The organism is Amycolatopsis keratiniphila subsp. keratiniphila, from assembly GCF_001620365.2.
GTDB lineage: Bacteria > Actinomycetota > Actinomycetes > Mycobacteriales > Pseudonocardiaceae > Amycolatopsis > Amycolatopsis keratiniphila.
Map to the genome: position 1 here is coordinate 123,889 of NZ_LQMT02000005.1, position 25,593 is coordinate 149,481.

The following is a 25,593-nucleotide window of genomic DNA, read 5'->3' on the forward strand; positions in this document are numbered from 1 at the left end:
GCCCCTTCGTCACTATTCCGGTGCCTTCCCGAACCAACTGTAGTCGCCGGGGATCAGTTGGACGTCGTTCGCGATGTCGAGCAGCGTGGCGTGGTCCCGTTTGCCGGACACGGTGAGCCATCGCCCGCCTTCCACCTGGACGGCGACCGTTTCGTCCTCTTGCCCGAGCCGCCCGGTCCGTTTCGGCAGGGAGAAGCCGTCGGCGCCCCTGACCTTGAGCGGCACGGGCGTGGCGTCGCCCGAGTCCGGCCGTTCGGCGCGGAGCGACGCCGTGACGACCGCCGCCGCGGTGGGTTGCCCGGCGCGGGTGGCTTCGAGTTCGGTCGCGCCCCCGCCGGGCGTCACGTGCGTGTACACGCTGGACAACTCCAGGTCCGCGGGCAACCGGCCGAACCGCAGTTCGCCCGAAACCCGGGCACGGTCGTCCCGGACCATCTCGTCCGCGATCCGCTGACCGACGTCGCGCGGGTTCTCCACCCCGATCAACGTCAAGCTCAGCAGGTACGTGTCGTCGGGCGACCAGGTCAGCATCGTCCCGTCGCCGTAGACCTCCGCGACCATCCCGACGCGGCCGTGCACGATGATCTGGTTCGGCGCGGGCGCGATCGTCCAGGGTCCGCGCCGGTCGTCCAGTGGTGTGGTGGTCAGCTGCACCTGCCCGGTCTCGCCGCTGCTCCACGTCCTGGTCTGCGGTCCGGGGTAGGGCTTCGCGCTCCGGGTCAGCTCCTTGAAGCCGTCGGGCAGCCAGCCGGGCTTGTACGGCAGCACCGCCCAATCGGCGTTGCGCGGCGAGGCGGGGGTGACCGCGGTGTAGGCCCGCAGGCCCAGCGGGACGGCGAGCGCGATGATCGCGACCGCCGCCGCGACCAGTGCCAAGGCCATCGTCGGGCGGCTCGACGGCCGTTGGGCCAGCACTTCGCGGATCTCGGCCCCGTCGGGCGCCCGCGTCGCCAGGTGTTCGAGGCTCTCCCGGATCAGGTCCTCGGTGTGCTCGTCACTCAGTCGGGTCATTTGCGGGCTCCCGTGGGCTGCACGGACGGGGACGGCCCGGTTTCCCGCAGCGTCGCGAGCGCGCGCGAGATCTGGCTGCGCACGGTCGACGTCGCGCAGCGGAGCACCGCGGCGATCTCCTCGTCGGAGTAGTTCTCGTAGTAGCGGAGCACGATCGCGGCGCGTTGTTTGCGCGGGAGCTTCGCGAGCAGGTCCAGCATCGCGTCGCGTTCGTCGTACTCGATGGAGTGATCGGAGACCGGCGGGCTCACCAGATCGAGCACTTCCGGCGACGACGGTGTCACCCGGCGGACCGCCAGCCGCCTCCGCCACGAGAGGTACTCGTTGGTCACCATCCGGCGGACGTAGGTCGGTGGCGAGTCGATCTTCGGCCAGCGTTGCTGAGCACGCAGCAGCACCTCCTGGACGATGTCCTGCGCCAGATACGGATCGTCGGTCAGGACGGTCGCGTAGCGCAGGAGCCCGTCCAGGCGATCCGCGACGAACTCGTCGAAGGTCGCAGGCACGTGTCCCCCTCAGCCGGTGGTCTCCCTCTAAGGACGCGCGAGACCACCCGGCTGATGCATCGGGAACGGAACTTTCTCGGTGAACACGATCACCGCACGGCGGTCTCCAGCCGGACGAAGGCGAATCCGGTCGTCGCGAGCTCCTCGCCGGCGGGGTCGGTGGCCGCCGGGCGGCGTTCGCCGTCGTGCACCACCAGCAGGCCGTGCGGGAACAGCGGACCCAGGGGCTTCGTGGAGATCGCGGCGCCGTCGGAGTGCTCGACCGAGTCGGTCCCACGTCCGGCGACGACCCGGAAATCGCGCCGCGGCGTGCCTTCACGGTCGTAGACCACGAACCGCGAGTCGCCCTGGCTCGACGCGAGCAGCTTGCCGTCGGCCAGCGCCAGCCCTTCGGCGTCCGCCGTCAGCCACTTGCCGCCGAAACCGGGGTCGGGGCCGTCGGCGACGCATTCCTCGGTCGCCTCGTCGAACCGCTGCGGCACCCCGAACGACCGCACCTTGTCGATCAGCTCCGGGCGGCCGAAACCGGCGCCGTGGACCGGGATCCGCCAGATCCCGACGTCCTCCTGCGCGGTGTAGAGCACGCGGTTCGTGGTGTCGAGGATCGAACCCTCCAGTTGCGGCCGCTCGTCCGGTTCGCCGCAGGGCGACCACGTCTTCCCGTTCGGCAGCCGGAACTCCGACGGCAGGTCGATCGTGCCGATCGGGGCCGTGCCGACGGTGCCGTCCGCTTTGTCGACAAGTCGCAAGAGCGCCACGCGCGTCTCGTGGCGCCGGGTCACCGCGACCCAGCGCGCGCCGGTGCGCGGGTCGCGTCCGGCGGTGAGCCCGTACGCGGTCCGCTGTTCGTCCACTTCGGACTCCGACGCGGAGAAGACCGGCGCGGCGGCGGGATCCGTGACGTCCCGCAGTACCCGCGAGCCCGCCGCGGCACCGGCGGGGTCGATGCGGAAGACGCGCACGCGATCCCGGCCGCGGTCGCTCACCACGGCGAGATCGCCGACGACGTCGACGTTGTTGAACCGGCCGCCCTCGGGAACGGCGAGATGCTGCAACTGCCGCGCCTTCAGGTCGAACGCGGCCAGCCCGCCTTCCTTGAGCGTGCCGAGCACAACGCTGGCCGAAGGATTCTTCGGGTGGACCCAGATCGCCGGGTCGTCGGCGTCGGCGTTCGCCGGGTCCGCGCCGGCGTCGTCGACGTACGCCCTGGTCTGCGCCACGGGCGAGGGGTTCTGGCCCGCTTCGGCGGGCACGGCGGCGAGCAGCGAAGCCGCCAGCAGGGGGAGGGGGAGGAGAGCAGCTATGCGCATCCTCGGGAAGCTAGCCGCGCGGAGTGACCGGGTGGTGAACGTCGGGGGTCAGGTAGTACTGAGCGACCGGCGCCAGCATCGCGACGATCTCGTCCTCCGAGGCGGCGGCCAGCGGCGGAAGCCCGATGACGTAGCGCAGCAGCGCGAACCCGATCATCTGCGCGGCGATCCCGGCCACCCGCACCTTCGGCACGCCGCGTGCCTCGGCGACCCGCGCCAGCACCGCCCGCTCCAGGAACTGTCGCATCATGGTCGCGACCTGCTCGTTCGTGGTGGCGGACCGGATCATCGCCAGGAACGGCGCGCGGCCCTCCGGGGCCTGCCAGAGACCGAGGAACGCGCGGACGAGGCGTTCGCCGATCTCGTCCTCGGGGCCTTCGAGGATCCGGGGGACCAGCTCGCCCGGATCGACCGGCAGGTTCATCGACATGGCGAAGAGCCGTTGCTTGGTGCCGAAGAAATGGTGCAGCAGCGCCGCGTTGACCCCGGCGTCGGCCGCGATGCCGCGCACGGTCGCCCCGTCGTAGCCCTGTTCGGCGAACCTGCGCCGCGCCGCTTCGAGGATCACCTCCCGCGTCTCGGTCTGCCCCGGACGCCGCCCCGCCTGTGCCATTCCGCGAGCTTAGAACGCGCTTGACTACGCTTGTCCCCATGTCAGTCGCAGTCAGGGTCATCCCGTGTCTCGACGTCGACGCGGGCCGTGTGGTGAAGGGCGTCAACTTCGCCGACCTGCGCGACGCCGGCGACCCCGTCGAACTCGCCCGCCTGTACGACGCCGAGGGCGCGGACGAGCTCACGTTCCTCGATGTCACGGCCTCCTCCGGAGACCGCGAGACCACCTTCGACGTGGTCCGCCGGACCGCGGAGCAGGTGTTCATCCCGCTCACCGTCGGTGGCGGCGTGCGCACGAACGACGACGTCAACCGGCTGCTGCGCACCGGTGCGGACAAGGTGAGCATCAACACCGCCGCCATCGCGCGGCCGGAGTTCCTGCGCGAGGCGTCCCGCCGGTTCGGCGCGCAGTGCGTCGTGCTGTCGGTGGACGCGCGCCGGGTCCCCGAGGGCACCGAACCGACCCCGTCCGGTTTCGAGGTGACCACCCACGGCGGCCGCCGCGGCACCGGGATCGACGCCGTCGAATGGGCCGCGCGCGGGGAGGAACTCGGCGTCGGTGAGATCCTGCTCAACTCGATGGACGCCGACGGCACCAAGAACGGCTTCGATCTCGAACTCCTCACCCAGGTGCGCGCGGCCGTCCGCGTCCCGGTGATCGCCAGCGGCGGCGCCGGCGCGCTGGAGCACTTCCTGCCCGCCGTCGAAGCCGGCGCGGACGCGGTGCTCGCGGCCAGCGTGTTCCACTTCGGACAGTTGAAGATCGGCGAGGTCAAGAGCGCGCTGCGCGCCGGGGGGGTCGTGGTCCGGTGATGCCGAACAAGTGGAAGGCCGCCACCGAGGTCAAGGTCGTCTGCGCGCTGCTGCTCGGGCTCGCCGTCGCGTACCTCGCGATGGCCGGGGTCCTCATGTTCGCGCCGTATTCGTCCGCGCGGACGTTCCTGCTCCCGGGGACGTCGCTCGTCCTCGGTGGTCTCGTCGTGGCGGGGCTGGTGCTGAAGATGTCGTCCGCGCGGTTCGCCGGGTTCGCGGTCAGCTTCCTCTTCGGCTTGCTGCACGCGCTGTCGATGCTGGCGGCGGAACTCTTCTGGGTGAAGATCGTCTCCGGGATCCTCTTCGCCGGGTACATCTACGCGGCGGTCCTGCTCAACTCGATGCCGGTGAAACGGCACCTTCTCGGAGCCACGAATGACGCTTGACCCCGCCCTCTCGGATCGTTTGAAGCGCAACGCCGACGGGCTGATCGCCGCCGTCGTCGTGGAACACTCCACATCGGACGTCCTGATGATGGCGTGGATGAACGACGAGGCCCTCGAACGCACGCTCACGACCCGGCGGGGGACGTACTACTCGCGCAGCCGCAAGGAACTGTGGGTCAAGGGCGAGACGTCGGGCCACGTCCAGCACGTGCGCGAGATGCGGATCGACTGCGACGGCGATACCGTCCTGCTGCGCGTCGACCAGACCGGCCCGGCCTGTCACACCGGCACGCACACCTGTTTCGACACCGGCGAACGGCTGCTGCTGGCCGACGAGAGCGAGTAACCCGTGAATGTCGTCGCCAACGTGCTGGTCGGCATCGTCGCGCTGATCCACCTGTACATCGTCGTGCTCGAGATGTTCCTGTGGACCACCCCGCGCGCTCGCGCCTCCTTCGGCACCACCGAAGAGTTCGCGAAGGCGAGCTCGGCACTCGCGGCGAATCAGGGGCTGTACAACGGTTTCCTGGCCGCCGCGCTGATCTGGGGCCTGATCGCGACCGGCGGCACGGCGTGGCAGTTCAAGATCTACGGCCTCGCGTGCGTGATCGTGGCCGGGCTCTACGGGACGGCGACGGCGAGCAAGAAGATCTTCTTCGTGCAGGTGGTGCCGGGCACGCTGGCGCTGATCGCGGTGCTGGTCGCGGGCTGACGCGCCTGCTCACTTGTACGCTCGGCCGAGGCTTGCGGTTGCCCCGGAGCGACGCTGAACTCGTTATCCGGAAAGGCAGCTCTTCTCGATTAACCTCAGCGCATGAAACTGGGGAGAAGATCGGCCGATCGTGACCGTCCGCGACGCCGTCCGCGCGTCGCCGGGCTGCCTCGGCCCGATTCGGGAGCCGAAGGCCCTGACGACACGTCGTCGGTACACGACGACGTGGCCATCCCTTTGATCGAGAAACTTTCGCAGTTCAAGGTGCGGGCGCTGGCTTTGTCGGTGCTCTGGCTGATCTTCTTCGTCGTCTGCCAGTTCGGTCTCGATCTGCTCCGGCCGGATCCCGCGGAGGTGGCGAGGACCGGGGTGTGGGTGCAGGGCACGGTGGAAAAGGTCGAGCCGTCCTCCAAATCCGGACGTAAAAAGATCACACTCGCCTATTCCGATGGCTCGAAACCGCGGACGATCGCGGTCGGCATGAGAGCGGCGCGCGGGCTCGAGGTCGGGGACAAGGTGTCTTTGGTCTACGAGCCGGGAAACCCCGCGAAACTCCTGGCATTGGACGGTGAGGTCGTCGGCGACTCCGATGACGTTTTGCTGACTCCGCTGTCTTTCTCGGCTTTCCTGGGTTTCCCGGTGTGTCTGTACGCCGCCTATCTGTGGCGGAGCAGGTATCGCTCGGCCTCGAAGACCGGTTTGCGCGAGGCCACGGCGACGGTCCGGCCAGGCTGGTTGTACCCCAGGATCGACGTCTACCTCGAGCACGACTACATGCTGCTTCAGACGCGCCGGTCGCTACGGATCGCTCCCCGTTTCAAGGGACTTCAGAAGGTCCCCGTCTTCATCGGTGGCGAGGAATCGGACATGATCGTGATCTTCCCGCGGGGCCGGTTCTCGAAGGACACGCTCTACACGGTCCCCGTCAAGGAGATCGAACCGGACACAGCGTGATCGAAGCCGGAACTCGCGTGATTGAAGCCGTAACACGCGTGTTTGGAAGCCGAACTCCGAGATCCGCCTCCAATCACGAGAGATCCGCCTTCGATCACGCGTGATCGCCCGAAGGGTCAGTCGATGTCGCCGGTGAGGTAACGCTGCACGGTCGGCGCGATCGCGGTGACGAGCGGCTCGATCTCGCTCGAAGCCATCGGCTCGAATTTCGCGACGTAGCGCACCAGCCCCATCCCGACGAGCTGGGAGGCGCAGAGCGTGGTCCGCAGTTCGACGCGGTCCGAGCCCAGCCCGCCGATCACCTTCGTGAAGAAGTTCTGGAAGAAGCCGCGCAGCACGGCCGCGGCCTGCTCGTGTCCGGCGACGCTGCGGACGAGGGCCTGGAACACCTCGCCGCCCGCACCGTCCCATCGGGTGAGGAAGGTGCGGACGATCCGGCGGCCGAACTCGTCGTCGGGCCCGTTCTGGAGTTCGGCGAGCAGTTCGTGCGGGTCGAAGGGGAGCTTCAGGATGGCTTGGGCGAACAGCCCTTCCTTGCTGCCGAACCAGTGGTTCACCATCGCCGCGTCGACCCCGGCCCGGGTCGCGATCGCGCGCACGGTCGCGCCGTCGAAACCGCTCTCGCCGAACACCGCGCGCGCCGCTTCGATCAACGCGGTCCGGGTGTCCTGTCCGCCGGGCCGCCGTCCCCGTCGCCGCACGGTAGTGTCTTCACCAGCCATGGCGTCATCATGAACGGACCCGGCCAGAAATTCAACAACCTTTGAATTCATCCCCGCGTCCCGGCCCCACGGCCGTTGCAGCACAATGAGCGACATGGTCAGCGCCGCAAACGCCAGCCCGTCGGGGCTCGGCTCGGTCAGCCCTTCGCGCGACGAGTTCCGCGCGCTCGCCGAGGGCCGTCGCGTCATCCCCGTTGTCCGTCGCGTGCTCGCCGACGGTGAGACCCCCATCGGGGTCTACCGCAAGCTCGCCGCCGACCGGCCGGGGACGTTCCTGTTCGAATCGGCGGAGAACGGCGCTTCCTGGAGCCGATGGTCGTTCATCGGCGTCGACAGCCCCGCCGCGCTGACCGTGCGTGACGGTGAGGCCGTGTGGACCGGCACCCCGCCGGTCGGCCTGCCGACCGAGGGCGACCCGCTCACCGTCCTGCGTGAAACCGTCGCCGCCCTCCACACCGAACAGCTGCCCGGCATGCCGCCGCTCACCGGCGGCATGGTCGGCTACATCGGCTACGACGCCGTCCGCTGGCTCGAACGCCTCCCCGAGCTCGCCGAGCGTGACCTCGACATCCCCGAGCTCACCATGCTGCTGGCGACCGATCTGGCCGCCTTCGACCACCACGAGGGCACCGTCACGCTGATCGCCAACGCGGTCAACTGGGACGACTCGGCCGAGCGCGTCGACGCCGCGTACGACGACGCGGTCGCGCGCCTGAACGCGATGACCAAGCAGCTGCACGTCGCCGCCCCGGCCACGGCCGCGGTCTTCGACCGTCCCGCGCCCGAATTCACGCGCCGCCGGTCCAAGCCCGACTTCCACGCGGCCGTCGAGAAGGCCGTCGAGGCGATCAAGGCGGGCGAAGCGTTCCAAATCGTGCCGTCGCAACGCTTCGAGATCGAGACCCGGGCCGACGCCCTCGACGTCTACCGCGTGCTGCGCACGTCCAACCCGAGCCCGTACATGTACCTGCTCCGCCTGGACGGTTTCGACATCGTCGGATCCAGTCCGGAGTCGCTGGTCACCGTGCGGGACGGCCGCGCGACCACGCATCCGATCGCGGGCACCCGCTGGCGCGGCGCCGATCCGGAAGAGGACGCGCAGCTGGCCAAGGACCTGCTCGCGGACGAGAAGGAGCGCGCCGAGCACCTGATGCTCGTCGACCTCGGCCGCAACGACCTCGGCAAGGTCTGCAAACCCGGCACCGTGCGCGTCGTCGACTTCTTCGACGTCGAGCGCTACAGCCACGTCATGCACATCGTCTCCACGGTCACCGGGGAACTCCTCGACGACAAGACGGCTTTCGACGCCGTCACCGCCTGTTTCCCGGCAGGAACGCTCTCGGGCGCGCCGAAGGTCCGCGCGATGGAGCTGATCGAGGAGCTGGAGCCGACCCGCAGGGCGCTCTACGGCGGCGTTGTCGGCTATCTCGACTTCGCGGGCGACGCCGACACCGCGATCGCGATCCGCACCGCGCTGATGAAGGACGGCACCGCGTACGTCCAGGCGGGCGGGGGAGTCGTCGCGGACTCGGTGGCCGACTACGAGGACAACGAGTCGCTCAACAAAGCCCGTACGGTGCTTTCCGCCGTCGCGGCGGCGCAGACGATGATCGCGGCGGACGAGCTCGACCCGGCGGGTGACAGCACTCGTGTCTGACGCCCCGGCGAAGAAGGCCAAGCGTCCACTGTGGATCGCCGTGGTGGGCCTGCTGCTGGGCGCGGTCGCGCTGTGGGGTTCTTCGCAGCTCGTGTGGTTCGCGGAGTTCCGCGACGGTGGCGTGCGCGGCACCGTGCTGTACACGGAAACCGGTTCACAGCGCGCGGTTGCGCTGATTCCCCTCGCGTTGCTGGCGCTCGCCGGCACCGCTGGGCTGATCGCCACCGGTGGCTGGCCACGCCGGGTGCTCGGCGTGGTACTCGCCGTGTCCGGCCTCGCCGCGGTGTGGATCGGCGTGGCGGGCGGTTCGTTCAGCGGGTTCGCCGACGGACTGCCCGTCGCCCAGATGCTGGGAGCCCGCGGTCTCGCGATCCTCGGGGGAATTCTCGTGACCGCGGGTGGGTTGGCAGCCATCAAGGGCGCGGGCCGGATGCCGCGCCTCGGCGCGAAGTATTCGGCGCCGGGGGCGAAGAAGAAGGCCGCGAAGGATCCGGAGACCGAGCTGTGGGAGGCGCTGTCCGACGGCGAAGATCCCACCGCGACGCGGTGACGACGGCGGAATTCGCGGGTTTCGGAGATCTACGCCGGGAAAGATGACACGGTGGGCATTCGGAGTAACGGACATACCCGGAACCAGGCCGTATCCGTGCGGGGGTTAGCATCGTTTCGGCGGGAAGGGGAAGGTTTTTGTGAGCGACCTTGCGAAGGAATCCGTGAGTACGACGGCCGGTGAGGAACTCCGGTGAGCGTGCTCGAAGACATCGTCGCCGGCGTCCGTGCCGATCTCGCCGAGCGCGAGGCGGCTCTGCCGTTCGACGAACTGAAGAAGCGCGCGACCCAGGTCGCGCCCCCACGTGACGTTCTCGCGGCCCTGCGCGAGTCCGGTATCGGCGTCATCGCCGAGGTGAAGCGGCGCAGCCCCTCCAAGGGTGATCTGGCCGAGATCCCGGATCCGGCCGCGCTGGCGAAGGACTATGCCGACGGCGGCGCCAGGGTGATCAGCGTGCTGACCGAGCAGCGGCGGTTCGGCGGTTCGCTCGCCGACCTCGACGCGGTCCGCGCGGCGGTCGACATCCCGGTGCTGCGCAAGGACTTCATCGTCAGCCCGTACCAGGTCCACGAGGCGCGGCTGCACGGCGCCGACATGGTCCTGCTGATCGTGGCCGCGCTGGAGCAGAACGCCCTGATCGCGTTGCTCGACCGCGTCGAATCCCTCGGGATGACCGCGCTGGTCGAGATCCACAACGCCGAAGAGGCCGACAAGGCGCTCGAAGCCGGCGCGAAGGTGATCGGCGTCAACGCCCGCAACCTGCACACCCTCGAGGTCGACAGGGACGTCTTCTCGCGGCTGGCCCCCGGCCTGCCGATGGACGTCTTCAAGATCGCCGAGTCCGGTGTCCGCGGCCCCGGCGACCTGATGTCCTACGCGGGTCACGGCGCCGACGCCGTCCTCGTGGGCGAAGGGCTCGTCGCTTCGGGAGACCCGAAGGGCGCCCTGGTCAAGCTCGTGACCGCCGGTTCGCACCCCGCTTGCCCGAGGCCTTCTCGATGAGCGTGGAGTACACCGAAACACCGCACGGCGAGCACGACCCGGACGGCCGGGGCTACTACGGCCCGTACGGCGGCCGGTTCATGCCCGAGGCCCTGATCGGCGTCGTCGACGAGGTCGCGGCGGAATACGACAAGGCGAGGACCGACCCGGACTTCGTCAACGAGTTCCGGCGCCTGCTGCGCGAGTACGCCGGCCGCCCGTCGCTGCTCACCGAGGCCAAGCGCTTCGGCGAGCACGCCGGCGGCGCCCGGATCTTCCTCAAGCGCGAGGATCTGAACCACACCGGTTCGCACAAGATCAACAACGTGCTCGGCCAGGCGCTGCTCACCAAGCGGATGGGCAAGAAGCGGGTCATCGCCGAGACCGGGGCCGGACAGCACGGCGTGGCCACCGCCACCGCCTGCGCGCTGCTGGACCTGGAATGCATCGTCTACATGGGCGAGGTCGACACCGAGCGGCAGGCGCTGAACGTCGCCCGCATGAAGCTGCTCGGCGCCGAGGTCGTCCCGGTGAAGACCGGTTCGCGCACGCTCAAGGACGCGATCAACGAGGCACTGCGCGACTGGGTCACCAACGCCGACACCACGCATTACCTCTTCGGCACGGCGGCGGGCCCGTACCCGTTCCCGATGATGGTGCGGAACTTCCACAAGATCATCGGCGAGGAGGCCCGCGCCCAGATCCTGGAGCAGGCGGGCCGCCTGCCCGACGCCGTCGCGGCCTGCGTCGGCGGCGGGTCGAACGCGATCGGGATCTTCCACGGCTTCATCGACGACGAGTCGGTGCGCCTGGTCGGTCTCGAGCCGGGCGGCGAGGGCATCGAGGGCAACCGTCACGGCGCCACGCTGACCAAGGGCACCCCGGGCAACCTGCACGGCGCGATGACGTACCTGCTGCAGGACGAGGACGGCCAGACCGTCGAATCGCACTCGATCTCCGCGGGGCTGGACTACCCGGGCGTCGGCCCGGAGCACGCGTGGCTCAAGGACAGCGGCCGCGCCGAGTACCGGCCGGTGACCGACGCCGAGGCGATGGACGCGTTCAAGCTGCTTTCGCGCACCGAGGGCATCATCCCGGCGATCGAGTCGGCGCACGCGCTGGCCGGCGCGCTGGTGCTCGGCCGTGAACTCGGCCCCGAGGGGCTGATCATCGTGAACCTGTCCGGTCGCGGCGACAAGGACATGGACACGGCCGCGAAGTACTTCGGCCTGGTGGAGAACGCATGAGCGCACTGGACGACATCTTCGCGAAGACGAAGGCCGAGGGGCGCGGCGCGCTGATCGGTTACCTTCCGGCGGGCTTCCCGACGGTCGACGGGTCCAAGGACCTGCTGGCCGCGGTGGTCGACGGCGGCGCCGACCTGGTCGAGGTGGGCGTGCCCTACTCGGACCCGGTGATGGACGGGCCGACCATCCAGGCTGCGTCGGTGAGCGCGCTCTCCGGCGGCTTCAAGCTCAAGCACCTGTTCGAGGTCGTCGAGTCGGTGTCGGCGCGCGGCGGCAAGGCCGTCGTGATGACCTACTGGAACCCGGTGCACCGCTACGGTGTCGACCGTTTCGCGCGGGACCTCGCCGCCGCGGGCGGGCTCGGGATGATCACCCCGGACCTGATCCCGGACGAGGCCGACGAGTGGATGGCCGCCTCCGAACAGCATGGTCTGGACCGGATCTTCCTGGTCGCGCCGTCCTCCTCGGAGGAGCGGATCGCGAAGACCGTCGCGGCCGCTTCGGGCTTCGTGTACGCCACCGCCGTGATGGGTGTGACGGGTGCTCGTGACCAGGTCGGCGTGCACGCCGAGGAGCTGGTCGAGCGGACCCGCGCGCATACGGAACTGCCGATCGGCGTCGGGATCGGCGTCCGGTCCGGCGAGCAGGCGGCGCAGGTCGCCGGCTTCGCGGACGGCGTCATCGTCGGCTCGGCGCTGGTGACGGCCGCGGCGAGCGGGACCGATGCGGTGCGCGAACTTTCGGCCGAACTGGCCGCGGGTGTGCGGAAGGCCGTCGCTCCCGCTTGATCCGAAGGCGCGGTGGTGGCCTCAGTGCCGCCACCGCTGCGCTTCGGTGATCTCCTCCGGGCTCGCGTCCGCGAACCGCTCGATCTCCGCCCGTCGCACGTCCACGATCGTCGTCGCCAGCGGAGCGCCGAACGCGGCCGCCAGGTCCTTGTCCGCCTCGAACGCGGCGACGGCCTCCTCCAGCCGCTGAGGCAGTCGCTCGACCCCGCGGGCGGCGCGTTCCTCCTCGGTCAGGGTTCCGGGATCGACGTCCAGTGGGGCCGGCAGTGACGCGTCCTCGTCGACACCGGCCATCCCGGCGAACAGCAGCGCGGCCGCCAGCAGATACGGATTCGCGGTCAGGTCGAAGCATTTGACCTCGAGATTCGCCGCCGTCTCACGGTTTCCGGCGACGCCGCGCACCAGCCGCAGCGGTGTCTCCCGGTTCTCCAGCCCCCACGCGGTGTACACCCCCGCCCAATGGTGTGGCTCCAGCCGCAGGTAGCTGACCACCGACGGCGCCCCGATCGCGAGCAGCGCGGGCAGCCGGTCCAGGATGCCCGCGCTGAACGACTCGGCGACCGGTGACAGGCCGAAAACCCTTTCCCCGCCGGAGAAAAGGTTCCGCGTGCCGTCCCAGACACTCAGATGCACGTGCCCGCCGTTGCCCACGCCGGCGGGCGCGAACTTCGGGCTGAAGGACGCCTTGAGCCCGTGCCGGTGGCTGAGCGCGCGGATCGTCTCCTTCGTCAGCACGGCGACGTCGGCCGCCCGCACGGGGTCGGCGGCGGCGACGGACAGCTCGAACTGGCCGTCGGCGTATTCGGGATGGATCTGCTCCACCCCGACGCCCTGTCGGTCCAAAGTGGACACCAGGGCACGAAGATAGTCCGCGCGCTCGGAAAGCCTCGCGTAACCGTAGGCCGGGCCCGCCGTGGCCGACTTCGCGTCGTCGGGGGCGTCGGCGCTGGTGATCACCCATTCGATCTCGAAACTCATCCGCGCCCGCTGACCGCGTGCGGCGAGCCGGTCCACCGCGGTCGCGAGCAGGGCACGCGGATCCTGAGGATGCGGCTCTCCCTCCTGGTCCAATTTCGTCACCGGCGCCCAAGCCCAGCCGGGCTGCCCGGCGAGCACGGTCAGCGCGTCGAGATCCGGATGCAGCCGCAGGTCGCCGACCGGCCCGAGGGAATGCTCACCGCCGGTGATGACGTCGTCGAAACCGAAGAAATCGAAGGAATTCGAAGCGCCGACACCCCACGCGGCCGCCGTCGGCAGCTTCCGCAGCGGCACCGCCTTGACCCGCGCTATCCCGGCGTTGTCCACGAAGGTCAGCGCCACGAGCTCGACACCCCGTGCCCGGAGTTCCCCGGTGAGGGCGGTCGCGCGTGCGGTCAGTGCTTCCCGGTTCACCATGGTTCCTCATCCTGGCCTGTTCTCCGGCCCCTTGCCACGCCCGGATCCGGCCATAGGGTGAGGCCGCACTCGTCGATCACGAGAAGGGACGCGCTCATGCCGGGAACCCCGATCCTGCCGTTCGTGGCCCGGACGCGGCTGGTGGACCACCACTGCCACGGCGTCGTCACCGGCGACCTCGGCCGGATCGAGTTCGAACAGATGCTCACCGAGGCCGACACCGTCTCGTCACTGGGCACGACCCTGTTCGACTCGCTGATCGGGCTCGCCGTGCGGGCCCGCTGCGCTCCCGTGCTCGACCTGCCGCCGCACGTCCCCGCCGAGGTCTATCTGACCCGCCGCGCCGAACTGGGCGCCACGGAGGTCAACGCGCGGTTCCTGCGCGCCACCGGCACGACCGAGTTCCTGCTCGACGGCGGTTTCCTGCCGGACACGCTGACCACGACGGAGCAGTTCGCGACCTTGTCCGGCGCTCGCGCGCGGGACATCGTCCGCCTCGAACAGGTCGCCGAAACGGTGATCGGAGCGACCGGCGCGGCCGGATTCGCGGCGGATTTCGCCACGGAACTGGCGAAACGCGCCACGACGGCCGTCGGGTTCAAGTCCATCGCCGCCTACCGGGTCGGCCTCGACCTGGCGGGGGAGCGGCCGACGGACGCCGAAGTCGCCGAAGCGGCGGGCCGCTGGCTCGCGCGGATCGAGGCGGGCGAACCGGTCCGGCTCGCGGACGAGGTGCTGCACCGGTTCCTGATCTGGACCGGGATCGACCTGGCGTTGCCGATCCAGTTCCACGTCGGGTTCGGCGATTCGGACGTCGACCTGCACCGCTGCGATCCGCTGCTGCTCACCGCGCTGCTGCGGGCCACCCGGTCACACGGGGTGCCGATCATGCTGCTGCACAACTATCCCTTCCACCGGAACGCCGCGTATCTGGCGCAGGTGTTCGAGCACGTGTTCGTCGACGTGGGACTCGCGACGCACAACGCCGGTCATCGTGCGCCCGCGATCATCGCGGAGACAATGGAGATCGTGCCGTTCGGGAAGCTGCTGTTCTCCACGGACGCGTTCGGGCTGGCCGAGCTGTACCACCTCGGTACCGCGCTGTTCCGGCAAGGACTGTCCGACTTCCTGTACGCGGGGCTCACCTCGGACGTACTGTCCGAAGTGGACGCGCATCGGATAGCGGCGCTGGTGGGGCACCGCAACGCCGAACGGGTGTACGGGCTGGAGGGGACATGACGGAGCTGGACGAACTGCACGACCGGTGGGAGGCCGCGGTCGAAGCGGAGCTGCCATCCGCGATCGAACTGCGGCACCGGGTGCACGCCGACCCCCGGGCGTCGGGGGACGAGGAGGACACCGCGCGCGTCGTCGTCGAGGCGCTGGGCATCGACGACGGCGTCCAGGTCGCCAAAACCGGGCGCGCCGTGCTGCTCCCCGGGACCCAGCCGGGACCGGCCGTGGCGCTGCGCACCGAACTGGACGCGCTGCCGGTCACCGAGCGCACCGGGATCCCGTGGGCTTCGGAGACGCCGCTGATGCACGCGTGTGGACACGACGTGCACATGGCCGCGCTCGTCGCGACCTGCCGCGCGGCCGCCGTCGTCGGGGTGCCGCGGCCGCTCGTGGCGCTCCTGCAGCCGCGTGAGGAGACGTCGCCGTCCGGCGCACAGGACATCGTCGAGTCGGGTGTGCTCGCCGAGTACGGCGTCGAGTCGGTGATCGGCGCGCACGTCCAGCCCCGGCTCGCGGCGGGCGTGGTGTCGGCGGTACCGGGACCGGTCAACGCCTCCACCGACGAGTTCGACATCGTCGTCCGCGGCCAGGGTGGGCACGCCGGGTACCCGCATCTGCTGCGGGACCCGATCCTCGCGCTCAGCCAGATCGTGGTGAGCCTGCAGCAGCTCGCGAGCCGCCGGGTCGACCCGGTGTTCGGCGCGGTCTGCTCGGTCGGCCGGATCGAAGCCGGGACCACGGCGAACGTCGTGCCGAACGAGGCCCGCCTGTCGGGCTCGCTGCGGCTGATGCGCGCCGAAGACCGCGATCTCGCGCTGGAAGGGCTCGCCGAGGTCGTCCACGGAACCGCGAAGGCGCACGGTTGCCGGGCGGAACTGGAGATCAGCCCGTGCGAACCGGTGCTGCACAACGACGCCGGGCTCACCCAGCGCGCGCACCGGCGGCTCGTCCGGACGGGGGTGGCCGTGGACACCGAATTCCGGTCGTTCGGCGCCGACGACTTCGCGCACTACTGCGGGATGACGCGCGGGCTGATGATGTTCGTCGGCCTCGGCGACACCGCGGGCGCGCCGAGCCTGCACGACGAGGTGTTCCTGCCACCCGACGCCGCCGTCGGGCAGGTCGCGTCGGCGCTGATCGCGGGCTATTTGGCCGCCGTCGAGGGCTGACGCCCCCAAGAAGTCGATGAAGCGCTACGGTGGCCGACGTGAATACCGCCTCGGCAGCGTTCCTCGCGACCATCCCCAGCCCCGACCAGGGCGTCTGGCATATCGGGCCGATCCCGATCCGGGCCTACGCGCTCTGCATCATCGCCGGCATCATCGTGGCGATCTGGCTGGGCGAGCGACGCTGGGTGAACCGCGGCGGCACGAAGGGCACCGTCATCGACGTCGCCGTCTTCGCGGTGCCGTTCGGCCTGGTCGGCGGCCGGTTGTACCACGTCATCACCGACAACCAGCTGTACTTCGGCGAGGGCAAGAACCCGCTCAACGCGCTGAAGATCTGGGACGGCGGCCTCGGCATCTGGGGCGCCATCGCGCTCGGCGCCGTCGGCGCGCTGATCGCCTGCCGCCGCCGGGGCATCCCGCTGCCCGCGATGGCGGACGCGCTCGCGCCGGGGATCGTGATCGCGCAGGCGATCGGGCGGCTCGGCAACTACTTCAACCAGGAGCTCTACGGCGCGCACACCGATCTGCCGTGGGGCCTGGAGATCTACCAGCGCTACAACCCGACCAACCCGGACGACTTCCTGAACGGCGTCGCGATCGGGCACGTCCCGCTGCCGGACAGCCCGGTGCATCCGACGTTCCTCTACGAGCTGCTCTGGAACCTCGGTGTCGCGCTGCTGGTCATCTGGGCGGACAAGAAGTTCCGCCTCGGCCACGGCCGTGTGTTCGCGCTGTACGTCGCCGGGTACACCGCGGGCCGGTTCTGGATCGAGATGATGCGGACCGACACCGCGAACCACATCCTCGGCCTGCGGGTCAACGTGTGGACCTCGATCCTGCTGTTCGCCGCGGCGATCGCGTACTTCGTCCTCGCCGCCAAACGGGGGCCGAGGGAAGCGCCGGAAACCTTGTGGAGCAAGGACGTGCCGCGCGAGGACGCCGACTCCGCCTCGGCCGACTCCGGTGAGTCGCACGCGGAGGTCGCGGCGGCTCCGGACACCGTCCGGGACTCCGCCGCCGACAAGGCGACCGAGGACCCGAAGCCGGACGCCGAGAAGTAGCGCTCCGCACTCGGGACTCGCCGCGGTGAGTCGCGTGACCAGACGGACGACACATGTGTCCAGACGGACGACACACGTGATCAGACGGACGACACACGAGAGGACCTGGCCGCGGCCCGTGTCGTCCGTCCCGTCACGCGTGTCGTCCGTCTGATCACACGTGTCGTCCATGCAGTCACGTGAAAGTGCCGTGACTCAGGGAGTCACCAGGCCCCGGCCAGTCACCAAAGGCAGGTCCAGCGCCGTCAGCAGCCCAGCCGGAGCCGCCACCACCGCCGGGATCGCGTTCACCAGCCGCATCGCGGTCGCCTTCAGCCCGGCGGTGTTGTGGTCGCCGTCGGTCCCGACCAGCCGCAGGTCCAGCACGTACTCAGGCTCCCCGGTCACCTGGACGCGGTAGCAGCCCTGCCCGGTCGGCTGCGGCCAGTCCGGTCCGAGGTCGCCGCGCAGTCGCGTGATGTGCTCCAGCACGCACACCGCCCGCCCGCCGCGCATGCCACGCACCTCGAACCGCAGCGCCGCCGCCGTGCCCTCCTTGATGGTTCCCGAGGCGATCTCGAACGTCTCAGGCGCCGGGAGCCGCTCGTAGACCTCCTCGACGGCGTCGAGCTCCACGTCCAGCCCGGCCGCGAGCTGCCGTACGACGCTGCCCCAGGCCAGCGACAGTACGCCGGGCTGCAGCAGCAGCGGCAGGTCGTCCATCTCGCGGCCGAAGCCCATGATGTCGAACAGCACCTTGCCGTTGTCGTACGTCGAGTAGTCGAGGATCTCCAGGCAGCGGACCTCGTCGATCCGCTCGCACACGCCGGTGAGCACCAGCGGTAACCAGTCGTTGGCGAAACCGGGATCGACACCGTTGACCCACAGCGAAGCGCCGCCTTCGCGGGCTGCCTCGCGAATAGGCTCGATCATCTCCGGCGGCACGACACCTTCGGGGTACTGGAGGAACACCGGGCTGCTGGACACCACGTTGATCCCGGCGCGCAGAAAGCGTTTCAGGTCCTCGACAGCCTCGACCAGCCTGTCGTCGGCCATCGCCGTGTAGAGCACGCAATCGGGCTTCAGCGCGATGAGCGCGTCCGCGTCGGTGGTGGCCGCGACACCGAGCGGGCGCCCGAGCCCGGCCAGCTCCCCGGCGTCCACACCCGCCTTGGCCTCGCTCGACACCCAGACCCCGGCGAGTTCGAGATCGGGCCGCGCGGCTATCCCGGCCAGCGCGTGGCGGCCGACGTTCCCGGTACTCCACTGGACCACGCGCAAGGCGTTCGCCTCCTAAAGATCGGGCAGGCCCAGCTCCAGGTTCGGGGCCTGCAGTCCACCGTCGACTTCGATGATCTTGCCGGTGACGTACCGGCCCGCGCCCGACGCCAGGAACACGACGGTGGCCGCGATGTCCTCGGCCTCGCCGATCCGGCGCAGGGGAGTGGCGGCCTCCATCCGGCCGCGCAGTTCGTCGTTGCCCACCACCACTTCGAGCGCGGAGGTCGCCACCGAGCCGACCGAGATCGCGTTCACCCGCACCTTCGGCGCGAGGTCGGCCGCGGCGAGCCGGGTGTAGTGCGCCAGCGCGGCCTTCGCCGTGCCGTACGCGGCGAAACCACGGCCGTTCACGCGGCCCATGACCGACGAGATGTTGACGACCGAGCCACCCGACTCCAATAAGGACGGTGCCGCCGCCACGGTCAGCGCGTGCGCGGTGGAGACGTTGAAGCGAAAGGCTTCTTCGAGGAAGTCCGGCGTGGTTTCCAGCAGCGGCCGTGGATACGTGCCGCCGACGTTGTTGACCACGAGGTCCAGCCGTCCGAACTCCGCCTTCGCGATACGCGCCAGCTCGCCGGCTGCGGCCGGGTCGCTCAGATCGGCGGGCACCACGTGGGCGCGCCTGCCGGTGGCGGCGACCAGGGCGGCCACGTCTTCGAGCTGGGTTTCGGTGCGGGAGGAGATCACCACGTCGGCGCCGGCCTCGGCGAGCGCCACGGCGGTCGCCGCGCCGATCCCGCGTCCGGCGCCGGTGACCACGGCGACCTGGTCGGTGAGCCGGAAACGGTCCAGGATCATGACCGAAACTGTAACACGTTCTATTTCCGGTGTCCTGGGCTCGCGCCGGGCGCCGGGAGTGACTAGGGTCGCCTCACCGCTGCTCGTGACATCCCGGAACAGGACATATACTTAGCGGAACGAACTACTGTGACCTCATCAGGAACTGTGTCGTTCCGGGCGTCCAGATCGTTACCCATCGGCGGGCTTTCGCGCCCGCCGAACTGATGCCTACGTGTTTCACAGGTGTTAAAGTCGCGCTAACGAACGGGCCATCGTCGTCCCGTGCGCATCCCCCGGCCGGTCCGCCCGGCCGCTGAGCACAGACGACGAAGGAGGTCCCTTCATGATCTTCTCCGCCATTCCAGGCAAACAGGGTCTCTACGATCCCGAATCCGAACAGGACTCCTGCGGGGTGGCCATGGTGGCCGACGTCCGCGGGCGGCGCTCGCACGGCATCGTCACCGACGGTCTGTCCGCGCTGACGAACCTCGACCACCGAGGGGCCGCCGGAGCGGAGCCGACCAGTGGCGACGGCGCGGGCATCCTGCTGCAGCTCCCGGACGAGCTGCTGCGGGCGGAGGTGGATTTCCCCCTGCCCGAGGCGGACGCCGACGGTCACCAGACCTACGCGACCGGGATCGGTTTCCTGCCCTCGGACGTCGAGGAGCGGGACAAGGCCATCGCCCTGATCGAGCGGATCGCCGGTGAAGAAGGCCTCGACGTCCTCGGCTGGCGTGAGGTACCGGTCGACGCCGACCGCGCCGACATCGGCCCGACGGCGCGTTCGGTCATGCCGCATTTCGCGATGCTGTTCGTCGCGGGCGCCGAGGCCGACGGGCGATGTCCGTCCGGGCTCGAACTGGACCGCCTCGCCTTCTGTCTCCGCAAGCGGGTCGAGAACGAGAGCGTGACCGCCGGCTGCGGCACCTACTTCCCGTCGCTGTCCTCGCGGACCATCGTCTACAAGGGAATGCTGACCCCCGAGCAGCTCCCGCTCTTCTTCGCCGACCTGACCGACACCCGGCTCACCAGCGCCATCGCGCTCGTGCACTCCCGGTTCTCCACCAACACCTTCCCGTCGTGGCCGCTGGCGCATCCGTTCCGGTTCGTCGCGCACAACGGCGAGATCAACACCATCCGGGGCAACCGCAACCGCATGCGCGCCCGTGAGGCGCTGCTCGAATCGGACCTCATCCCCGGCGACCTCACCCGCCTGTACCCGATCTGCTCGGCCGACGCGTCGGACTCCGCCTCCTTCGACGAGGTGCTGGAGCTGCTGCACCTCGGCGGGCGTTCGCTCCCGCACGCGGTGCTGATGATGATCCCCGAAGCGTGGGAGAACCACGCCGGGATGGACGCACAGCGCCGTGCGTTCTACCAGTTCCACGCCAGCCTCATGGAGCCGTGGGACGGCCCGGCCTGTGTCACCTTCACCGACGGCACGCTCGTCGGCGCGGTGCTCGACCGCAACGGCCTGCGGCCCGCCCGATGGTGGCGTACCGCGGACGATCGGGTCGTGCTGGCCAGCGAGGCGGGCGTCCTCGACGTCGCCCCCTCGGACGTCGTGGCCAAGGGGCGCCTCAAGCCCGGCCGCATGTTCCTGGTGGACACCGAAGCCGGCCGGATCGTCGACGACGAAGAGGTCAAGTCGGCGCTGGCCAAGGAGCTCCCGTACGAAGGCTGGCTGCACGCCGGTCTCCTGCAGATCGCCGACCTGCCGGACCGCGACCACATCGTGCAGAGCCACGATTCCGTGCTGCGGCGTCAGCTTTCCTTCGGCTACACCGAAGAAGAGCTGAAGATCCTCCTCGCGCCGATGGCGGTCAAGGCGGCCGAGCCGATCGGTTCGATGGGCTCCGACACCCCGCCCGCGGTGCTGTCGCAGCGTTCGCGGCTGCTCTACGACTACTTCAAGCAGAACTTCGCGCAGGTCACCAACCCGCCGCTGGACGCGATCCGCGAAGAGCTCGTCACCTCGATGAGCCGGATCATGGGCCCCGAGCGCAACCTGCTCGCCCCCGGCCCGGCCTCCTGCCGTCATGTGCAGCTGCCGTATCCGGTGATCGACAACGACGAACTCGCCAAGCTGATCCACATCAACGACGACGGCGACCTTCCCGGCTTCGCGTGCAGTGTCCTTTCCGGACTGTACGAAGTGGACGGTGGCGCCGAGGCGCTGGCGTCCGCGATCGAGCGGGTCCGGCGCGAGGCATCCGAAGCGATCGCGGCCGGCGCGCGCACGCTCGTGCTGTCCGATCGCGACTCCGACCACCGCATGGCGCCGATCCCGTCGCTGCTGCTGGTGTCCGCGGTGCACCACCATCTGGTGCGCACCAAAGAGCGGCTCCGCGTCGCGCTGGTCGTCGAGACCGGCGATGCCCGCGAGGTCCACCACGTCGCGCTGCTGCTCGGCTACGGCGCCGCGGCGGTGAACCCGTACCTGGCCTTCGAGACCATCGAGGACATGATCTCGACCGGTGCGGTCACCGGCATCGAGCCCGCCACGGCGGTCCGCAACTACGTCAAGGCGCTCGTGAAGGGCGTCCTGAAGATCATGTCGAAGATGGGCATCTCGACCGTCGGCGCGTACACCGCGGCGCAGGTCTTCGAATCCTTCGGCCTGGCACAGGATCTGCTCGACGAGTACTTCACCGGGACGTCGTCGAAGCTCGGCGGGGTCGGGCTGACCGTGCTCGCCGAAGAGGTCGCCATGCGTCATCGTCGCGCGTACCCGGACAACCCGACCGATCGTGTCCACCGTGGACTCGAGACCGGCGGCGAGTACGCGTACCGCCGCGAGGGCGAACTGCACCTGTTCACCCCCGAGACCGTCTTCCTGTTGCAGCACGCGACGAAGACCGGCCGGGAAGAGGTGTACAAGAAGTACTCCGACGAGGTGCACCGCCTCTACCGCCAGGGCGGCGCGCTGCGCGGGCTGTTCTCCTTCCGCGAAGGTGCCCGCGAGCCCGTCCCGCTGGACGAGGTCGAGCCCGTCGAGGCGATTTTCAAGCGTTTCAACACCGGAGCGATGTCCTACGGCTCGATTTCGGCCGAGGCACACGAAACGCTCGCCATCGCGATGAACCGCATCGGCGGCCGGTCGAACACCGGTGAGGGCGGGGAAGACCCCGAGCGGCTCTACGACCCGGCACGGCGCAGCGCGATCAAGCAGGTCGCGAGCGGCCGGTTCGGCGTCACGAGCGAATACCTCGTCAACGCCGACGACATCCAGATCAAGATGGCGCAGGGCGCGAAGCCGGGCGAGGGCGGGCAGTTGCCGCCGAACAAGGTGTACCCGTGGATCGCGCGCACACGGCACTCGACGCCGGGCGTCGGGCTCATCTCGCCGCCGCCGCACCACGACATCTACTCGATCGAGGATCTCGCCCAGCTGATCCACGACCTCAAGAACGCCAACGAGAACGCCCGCATCCACGTGAAGCTGGTGTCCTCGCTCGGCGTCGGCACGGTCGCGGCGGGCGTGTCCAAGGCGCACGCGGACGTCGTGCTGATCTCCGGCCACGACGGCGGCACCGGCGCCTCCCCGATGAACTCGCTCAAGCACGCGGGGACACCGTGGGAGATCGGCCTCGCCGAGACGCAGCAGACATTGCTGCTCAACGGTTTGCGCGACCGGATCACCGTGCAGGTCGACGGCGCGATGAAAACCGGCAAGGACGTCGTCATCGCCGCGCTGCTCGGCGCGGAGGAGTACGGTTTCGCGACGGCGCCGCTGATCGTCGAAGGCTGCGTCATGATGCGCGTCTGCCACCTCGACACCTGCCCGGTCGGCGTCGCCACCCAGAGCCCGGATCTGCGCAAGCGGTACACCGGCCAGGCCGACCACGTCGTGAACTACTTCCGGTTCGTCGCCGAAGAGGTCCGGGAAACGTTGGCGGCACTCGGTTTCCGCACCCTCGACGAGGCCATCGGGCACGCCGAGATGCTGAACACCGACGAGGCGATCGAGCACTGGAAGGCCTCGGGTCTCGACCTCGCGCCGATCTTCGAGATGCCGGCGGAAACGCCGTACGGCGGGGCGAAGCGGCGCACGCGGGCGCAGGACCACGGCCTGGAGCACGCGCTCGACCGGACACTGATCCAGCTCGCCGAGGCGGCGCTGGAGGACGCGCATCCGGTGCGGCTGGAGCTTCCGGTGCGGAACGTGAACCGGACCGTCGGCACGCTGCTCGGCTCCGAGATCACCCGTCGCTACGGCGGTGAGGGCCTGCCGGAGGACACGATCCACGTGCTGCTGACCGGTTCCGCCGGCCAGTCGCTCGGGGCGTTCCTGCCGCGCGGCATCACGCTCGACATGGTCGGCGACGCGAACGACTACGTCGGCAAGGGCCTTTCCGGCGGGCGGATCATCGTGCGCCCGCATCCGGACGCGAAGTTCGCCGCGGAAGGCCAGACCATCGCCGGGAACACGCTCGCCTACGGGGCCACCGGCGGTGAGATGTTCCTGCGCGGCCAGGTCGGCGAACGGTTCTGCGTGCGCAACTCCGGCGCGGTGGTCGTCGCCGAGGGTGTCGGCGACCACGCCTTCGAGTACATGACCGGTGGGCAGGCCGTGGTGCTCGGCCCGACCGGGCGCAACCTCGCCGCGGGGATGTCCGGTGGCGAGGCCTACGTGCTCGACCTGGACCGCGGCAAGGTCAACGAGGAGATGGTGAACCTCCAGACGCCGTCGTCCGAGGACCTCGCCTGGCTCAAGAAGACCGTGCAGAAGCACTACGACCTCACACGTTCGGCCGTGGCCGCGTCGCTGCTCGGCGACTGGCCGCGTCGCTCGGCGGCGTTCACCAAGGTGATGCCCCGCGACTACCAGCGTGTCCTTGACGCGGCGAAGGCGGCGCGCGCCGCGGGCCGCGACGTCGACGAAGCGATCATGGAGGCCGCTCGTGGCTGATCCGACGGGTTTCCTTAAGTACGACCGTGAAGAGCCGAAGAAGAAGTCCAAAGAGGACCGTCTCGCCACCTGGGGAGAGGTCTACGCCGACGTGGAACCCGGCGAGCGCAACGAACAGGTGCGCAAGCAGGCTTCCCGGTGCATGGACTGCGGCATCCCGTTCTGTCACTCCGGTGGTTCCGGCTGCCCGCTGGGCAACCTGATCCCGGAGTGGAACGACCTGGTGCGCCGCGGCGACTGGGCCGCGGCGAGCGACCGGCTGCACGCGACCAACAACTTCCCCGAGTTCACCGGGAAGCTGTGCCCCGCGCCGTGCGAGGCGGGCTGCGTGCTGTCGATCTCGCCGCTGTCCGGCGGTCCGGTGTCGATCAAGCGGGTCGAGCAGACGATCGCCGACCAGTCCTGGGAAGCCGGTTACGTGCAGCCGCAGGTCTCGGCGGTTTCGTCGGGGCAGCGGGTCGCGGTCGTCGGCTCCGGCCCGGCCGGGCTCGCCGCCGCGCAGCAGCTGACCCGAGCCGGCCACGAGGTGACCGTCTTCGAGCGGGACGACCGGCTCGGTGGCCTGCTGCGGTACGGCATCCCCGAGTTCAAGATGGAGAAGAAGGTCCTCGACCGGCGGCTCGCGCAGCTCCGCAAGGAGGGCACGAAGTTCGTCACCGGCTGCGAAGTCGGCGTCGACCTGACCGTCGAGGAACTGCGGGCGGAGTACGACGCGGTGATCCTCGCCGTGGGTGCGCTGCGCGGCCGCGACGACAAGACCACGCCCGGCCGTGAGCTCTCCGGGATCCACCTGGCGATGGAACATCTGGTCCCGGCCAACAAGTACGTCGAGGGCGACGGCCCGTCGCCGATCGACGCGGCGGGCAAGCACGTCGTCATCATCGGCGGCGGCGACACCGGGGCCGACTCCTACGGCACCGCGACCAGGCAGGGTGCGCTTTCGGTGACCCAGCTGGACCAGTACCCGACGCCACCGTCCACAAGGGACGACGAACGCTCGCCGTGGCCGACCTGGCCGTACATCCTGCGCACCTACCCGGCGCACGAGGAGGCGGGTGAGCGCAAGTTCGCCGTCGCGGTCACCCGGTTCATCGGTGACGACGAAGGCAACGTGCGCGCCGTGGAGCTCCGTCAGGTCCGCGTGGTCAAGGACCCCGAGACCGGCAAGCGCATGGTGACCCCGGTCAACGACGAGGTCGAGGAACTGCCCGCCGACCTCGTGCTGCTCGCGATCGGGTTCGAGGGTGTCGAGCACATGCCGCTGCTGGACGGGCTCGGTCTCTCGCTGACCCAGCGCGGCACGCTTTCGTGCGGCGCGGACTGGCAGACCTCCTCGCCCGGCGTGTTCGTCTGTGGCGACGCGCACCGTGGTGCCTCGCTGGTGGTGTGGGCGATCGCCGAGGGACGTTCGGTGGCGAGCGCGGTGGACGCCTACCTGACCGGTGCTTCGGACCTGCCCGCTCCGGTGCACCCGACGGCGTTGCCGCTCGCGGTGGTCTGAGCCCGCTGGAGATGTCAGGAAAGGGTCGTT

At 69.7% G+C, this 25,593-nt stretch carries 23 protein-coding genes; 15 read left to right on the forward strand and 8 right to left on the reverse strand.

Translation table 11 applies throughout. The features are described 5' to 3' along the window. Window positions 1-12 precede the first annotated feature (12 nt). The 4 genes from AVR91_RS02615 to AVR91_RS02630 form a co-directional block, all read right to left on the reverse strand. Entirely contained in the window at window positions 13-1,011 is a 999-nt protein-coding gene (locus AVR91_RS02615) for a hypothetical protein (RefSeq protein ID WP_063272781.1), read from the reverse strand. Beyond that, window positions 1,008-1,517, reverse strand: a complete 510-nt coding sequence (locus AVR91_RS02620; RefSeq protein ID WP_063272780.1) for an RNA polymerase sigma factor — start codon at window positions 1,515-1,517, stop codon at window positions 1,008-1,010. Before AVR91_RS02620 ends, AVR91_RS02615 begins: the two co-directional genes overlap by 4 nt. Window positions 1,518-1,606: 89 nt before the next feature. Beyond that, window positions 1,607-2,827 carry a phytase gene (locus AVR91_RS02625; protein WP_063272779.1) on the reverse strand — a complete coding sequence of 407 codons (1,221 nt, stop codon included), beginning with the start codon at window positions 2,825-2,827 and terminating at the stop codon, window positions 1,607-1,609. Between the two features lie 10 nt (window positions 2,828-2,837). Beyond that, window positions 2,838-3,440, reverse strand: coding sequence for a TetR/AcrR family transcriptional regulator (locus tag AVR91_RS02630; RefSeq protein ID WP_063272778.1), 603 nt, complete (start codon window positions 3,438-3,440; stop codon window positions 2,838-2,840). Window positions 3,441-3,478: 38 nt separating this feature from the next. Here AVR91_RS02630 and hisF point away from each other — a divergent pair, with 38 nt between their 5' ends. From hisF to AVR91_RS02655, 5 genes are all read left to right on the forward strand, one after another. Then, entirely contained in the window at window positions 3,479-4,252 is a 774-nt protein-coding gene (gene hisF / locus AVR91_RS02635; protein ID WP_016335963.1) for an imidazole glycerol phosphate synthase subunit HisF, read from the forward strand. After that, complete coding sequence (locus tag AVR91_RS02640) at window positions 4,249-4,638, forward strand: hypothetical protein (protein WP_063272777.1); 390 nt, start codon at window positions 4,249-4,251, stop codon at window positions 4,636-4,638. Before hisF ends, AVR91_RS02640 begins: the two co-directional genes overlap by 4 nt. After that, entirely contained in the window at window positions 4,628-4,984 is a 357-nt protein-coding gene (hisI, locus tag AVR91_RS02645; protein ID WP_063272776.1) for a phosphoribosyl-AMP cyclohydrolase, read from the forward strand. The genes AVR91_RS02640 and hisI overlap by 11 nt, the downstream gene beginning before the upstream one ends. A 3-nt stretch (window positions 4,985-4,987) precedes the next feature. Continuing rightward, window positions 4,988-5,350, forward strand: coding sequence for a DUF1304 domain-containing protein (locus tag AVR91_RS02650; protein ID WP_063272775.1), 363 nt, complete (start codon window positions 4,988-4,990; stop codon window positions 5,348-5,350). Window positions 5,351-5,452: 102 nt separating this feature from the next. After that, window positions 5,453-6,304 (forward strand): hypothetical protein, encoded by an 852-nt coding sequence (locus tag AVR91_RS02655; RefSeq protein WP_143253849.1) that lies wholly within the window; start codon window positions 5,453-5,455, stop codon window positions 6,302-6,304. Between the two features lie 116 nt (window positions 6,305-6,420). On the opposite strand, the gene AVR91_RS02660 is transcribed toward AVR91_RS02655, so the two are convergent. Continuing rightward, window positions 6,421-7,026 carry a TetR/AcrR family transcriptional regulator gene (locus AVR91_RS02660; RefSeq protein WP_038510387.1) on the reverse strand — a complete coding sequence of 202 codons (606 nt, stop codon included), beginning with the start codon at window positions 7,024-7,026 and terminating at the stop codon, window positions 6,421-6,423. A 94-nt stretch (window positions 7,027-7,120) separates the two neighbouring features. On the opposite strand from AVR91_RS02660, the gene AVR91_RS02665 reads away from it, so the two are divergent. The 5 genes from AVR91_RS02665 to trpA all read left to right on the forward strand — a co-directional run bounded on the left by AVR91_RS02665 (window position 7,121) and on the right by trpA (window position 12,249). Further along, window positions 7,121-8,683, forward strand: a complete 1,563-nt coding sequence (locus tag AVR91_RS02665; RefSeq protein WP_063272773.1) for an anthranilate synthase component I — start codon at window positions 7,121-7,123, stop codon at window positions 8,681-8,683. Then, the gene (locus AVR91_RS02670) at window positions 8,676-9,233 is read left to right on the forward strand and encodes a Trp biosynthesis-associated membrane protein (RefSeq protein WP_083715273.1); all 558 of its coding nucleotides are present in this window, start codon (window positions 8,676-8,678) and stop codon (window positions 9,231-9,233) included. Before AVR91_RS02665 ends, AVR91_RS02670 begins: the two co-directional genes overlap by 8 nt. A gap of 192 nt (window positions 9,234-9,425) precedes the next feature. Continuing rightward, the gene (trpC, locus tag AVR91_RS02675) at window positions 9,426-10,235 is read left to right on the forward strand and encodes an indole-3-glycerol phosphate synthase TrpC (protein WP_005155232.1); all 810 of its coding nucleotides are present in this window, start codon (window positions 9,426-9,428) and stop codon (window positions 10,233-10,235) included. Beyond that, on the forward strand, window positions 10,232-11,461 hold the full coding sequence (gene trpB, locus AVR91_RS02680) for a tryptophan synthase subunit beta (protein WP_046199846.1): 1,230 nt from the start codon (window positions 10,232-10,234) through the stop codon (window positions 11,459-11,461). Before trpC ends, trpB begins: the two co-directional genes overlap by 4 nt. Beyond that, window positions 11,458-12,249, forward strand: a complete 792-nt coding sequence (gene trpA, locus AVR91_RS02685) for a tryptophan synthase subunit alpha (protein WP_063272772.1) — start codon at window positions 11,458-11,460, stop codon at window positions 12,247-12,249. The genes trpB and trpA overlap by 4 nt, the downstream gene beginning before the upstream one ends. A gap of 21 nt (window positions 12,250-12,270) precedes the next feature. Here the strand turns inward: trpA and AVR91_RS02690 are convergent, their stop codons facing one another. Continuing rightward, window positions 12,271-13,644, reverse strand: coding sequence for a glutamine synthetase family protein (locus tag AVR91_RS02690; RefSeq protein ID WP_063272771.1), 1,374 nt, complete (start codon window positions 13,642-13,644; stop codon window positions 12,271-12,273). Window positions 13,645-13,740: 96 nt separating this feature from the next. On the opposite strand from AVR91_RS02690, the gene AVR91_RS02695 reads away from it, so the two are divergent. From AVR91_RS02695 to lgt, 3 genes are read left to right on the forward strand one after another with little or no spacing between them, the layout of a single operon-like run. Next, window positions 13,741-14,883 carry an amidohydrolase family protein gene (locus AVR91_RS02695; RefSeq protein WP_063272770.1) on the forward strand — a complete coding sequence of 381 codons (1,143 nt, stop codon included), beginning with the start codon at window positions 13,741-13,743 and terminating at the stop codon, window positions 14,881-14,883. Beyond that, a complete protein-coding gene (locus AVR91_RS02700; protein ID WP_063272769.1) occupies window positions 14,880-16,049 on the forward strand; it encodes a M20 metallopeptidase family protein in 1,170 nt (389 codons plus the stop codon). The genes AVR91_RS02695 and AVR91_RS02700 overlap by 4 nt, the downstream gene beginning before the upstream one ends. Before the next feature lie 29 nt (window positions 16,050-16,078). After that, entirely contained in the window at window positions 16,079-17,110 is a 1,032-nt protein-coding gene (gene lgt / locus AVR91_RS02705) for a prolipoprotein diacylglyceryl transferase (protein WP_063272768.1), read from the forward strand. Window positions 17,111-17,305: 195 nt separating this feature from the next. On the opposite strand, the gene AVR91_RS02710 is transcribed toward lgt, so the two are convergent. Together AVR91_RS02710 and AVR91_RS02715 are read right to left on the reverse strand one after the other, a co-directional pair. Beyond that, the gene (locus AVR91_RS02710) at window positions 17,306-18,370 is read right to left on the reverse strand and encodes an NAD(P)H-dependent amine dehydrogenase family protein (RefSeq protein ID WP_063272767.1); all 1,065 of its coding nucleotides are present in this window, start codon (window positions 18,368-18,370) and stop codon (window positions 17,306-17,308) included. A 12-nt stretch (window positions 18,371-18,382) separates the two neighbouring features. Next, window positions 18,383-19,168 carry an SDR family oxidoreductase gene (locus tag AVR91_RS02715; RefSeq protein WP_063272766.1) on the reverse strand — a complete coding sequence of 262 codons (786 nt, stop codon included), beginning with the start codon at window positions 19,166-19,168 and terminating at the stop codon, window positions 18,383-18,385. 325 nt (window positions 19,169-19,493) lie between these two features. Here AVR91_RS02715 and gltB point away from each other — a divergent pair, with 325 nt between their 5' ends. Further along, window positions 19,494-24,062 (forward strand): glutamate synthase large subunit, encoded by a 4,569-nt coding sequence (gene gltB, locus AVR91_RS02720; protein WP_063272765.1) that lies wholly within the window; start codon window positions 19,494-19,496, stop codon window positions 24,060-24,062. Continuing rightward, the gene (locus AVR91_RS02725; RefSeq protein WP_063272764.1) at window positions 24,055-25,563 is read left to right on the forward strand and encodes a glutamate synthase subunit beta; all 1,509 of its coding nucleotides are present in this window, start codon (window positions 24,055-24,057) and stop codon (window positions 25,561-25,563) included. The genes gltB and AVR91_RS02725 overlap by 8 nt, the downstream gene beginning before the upstream one ends. Window positions 25,564-25,593 lie beyond the last annotated feature (30 nt).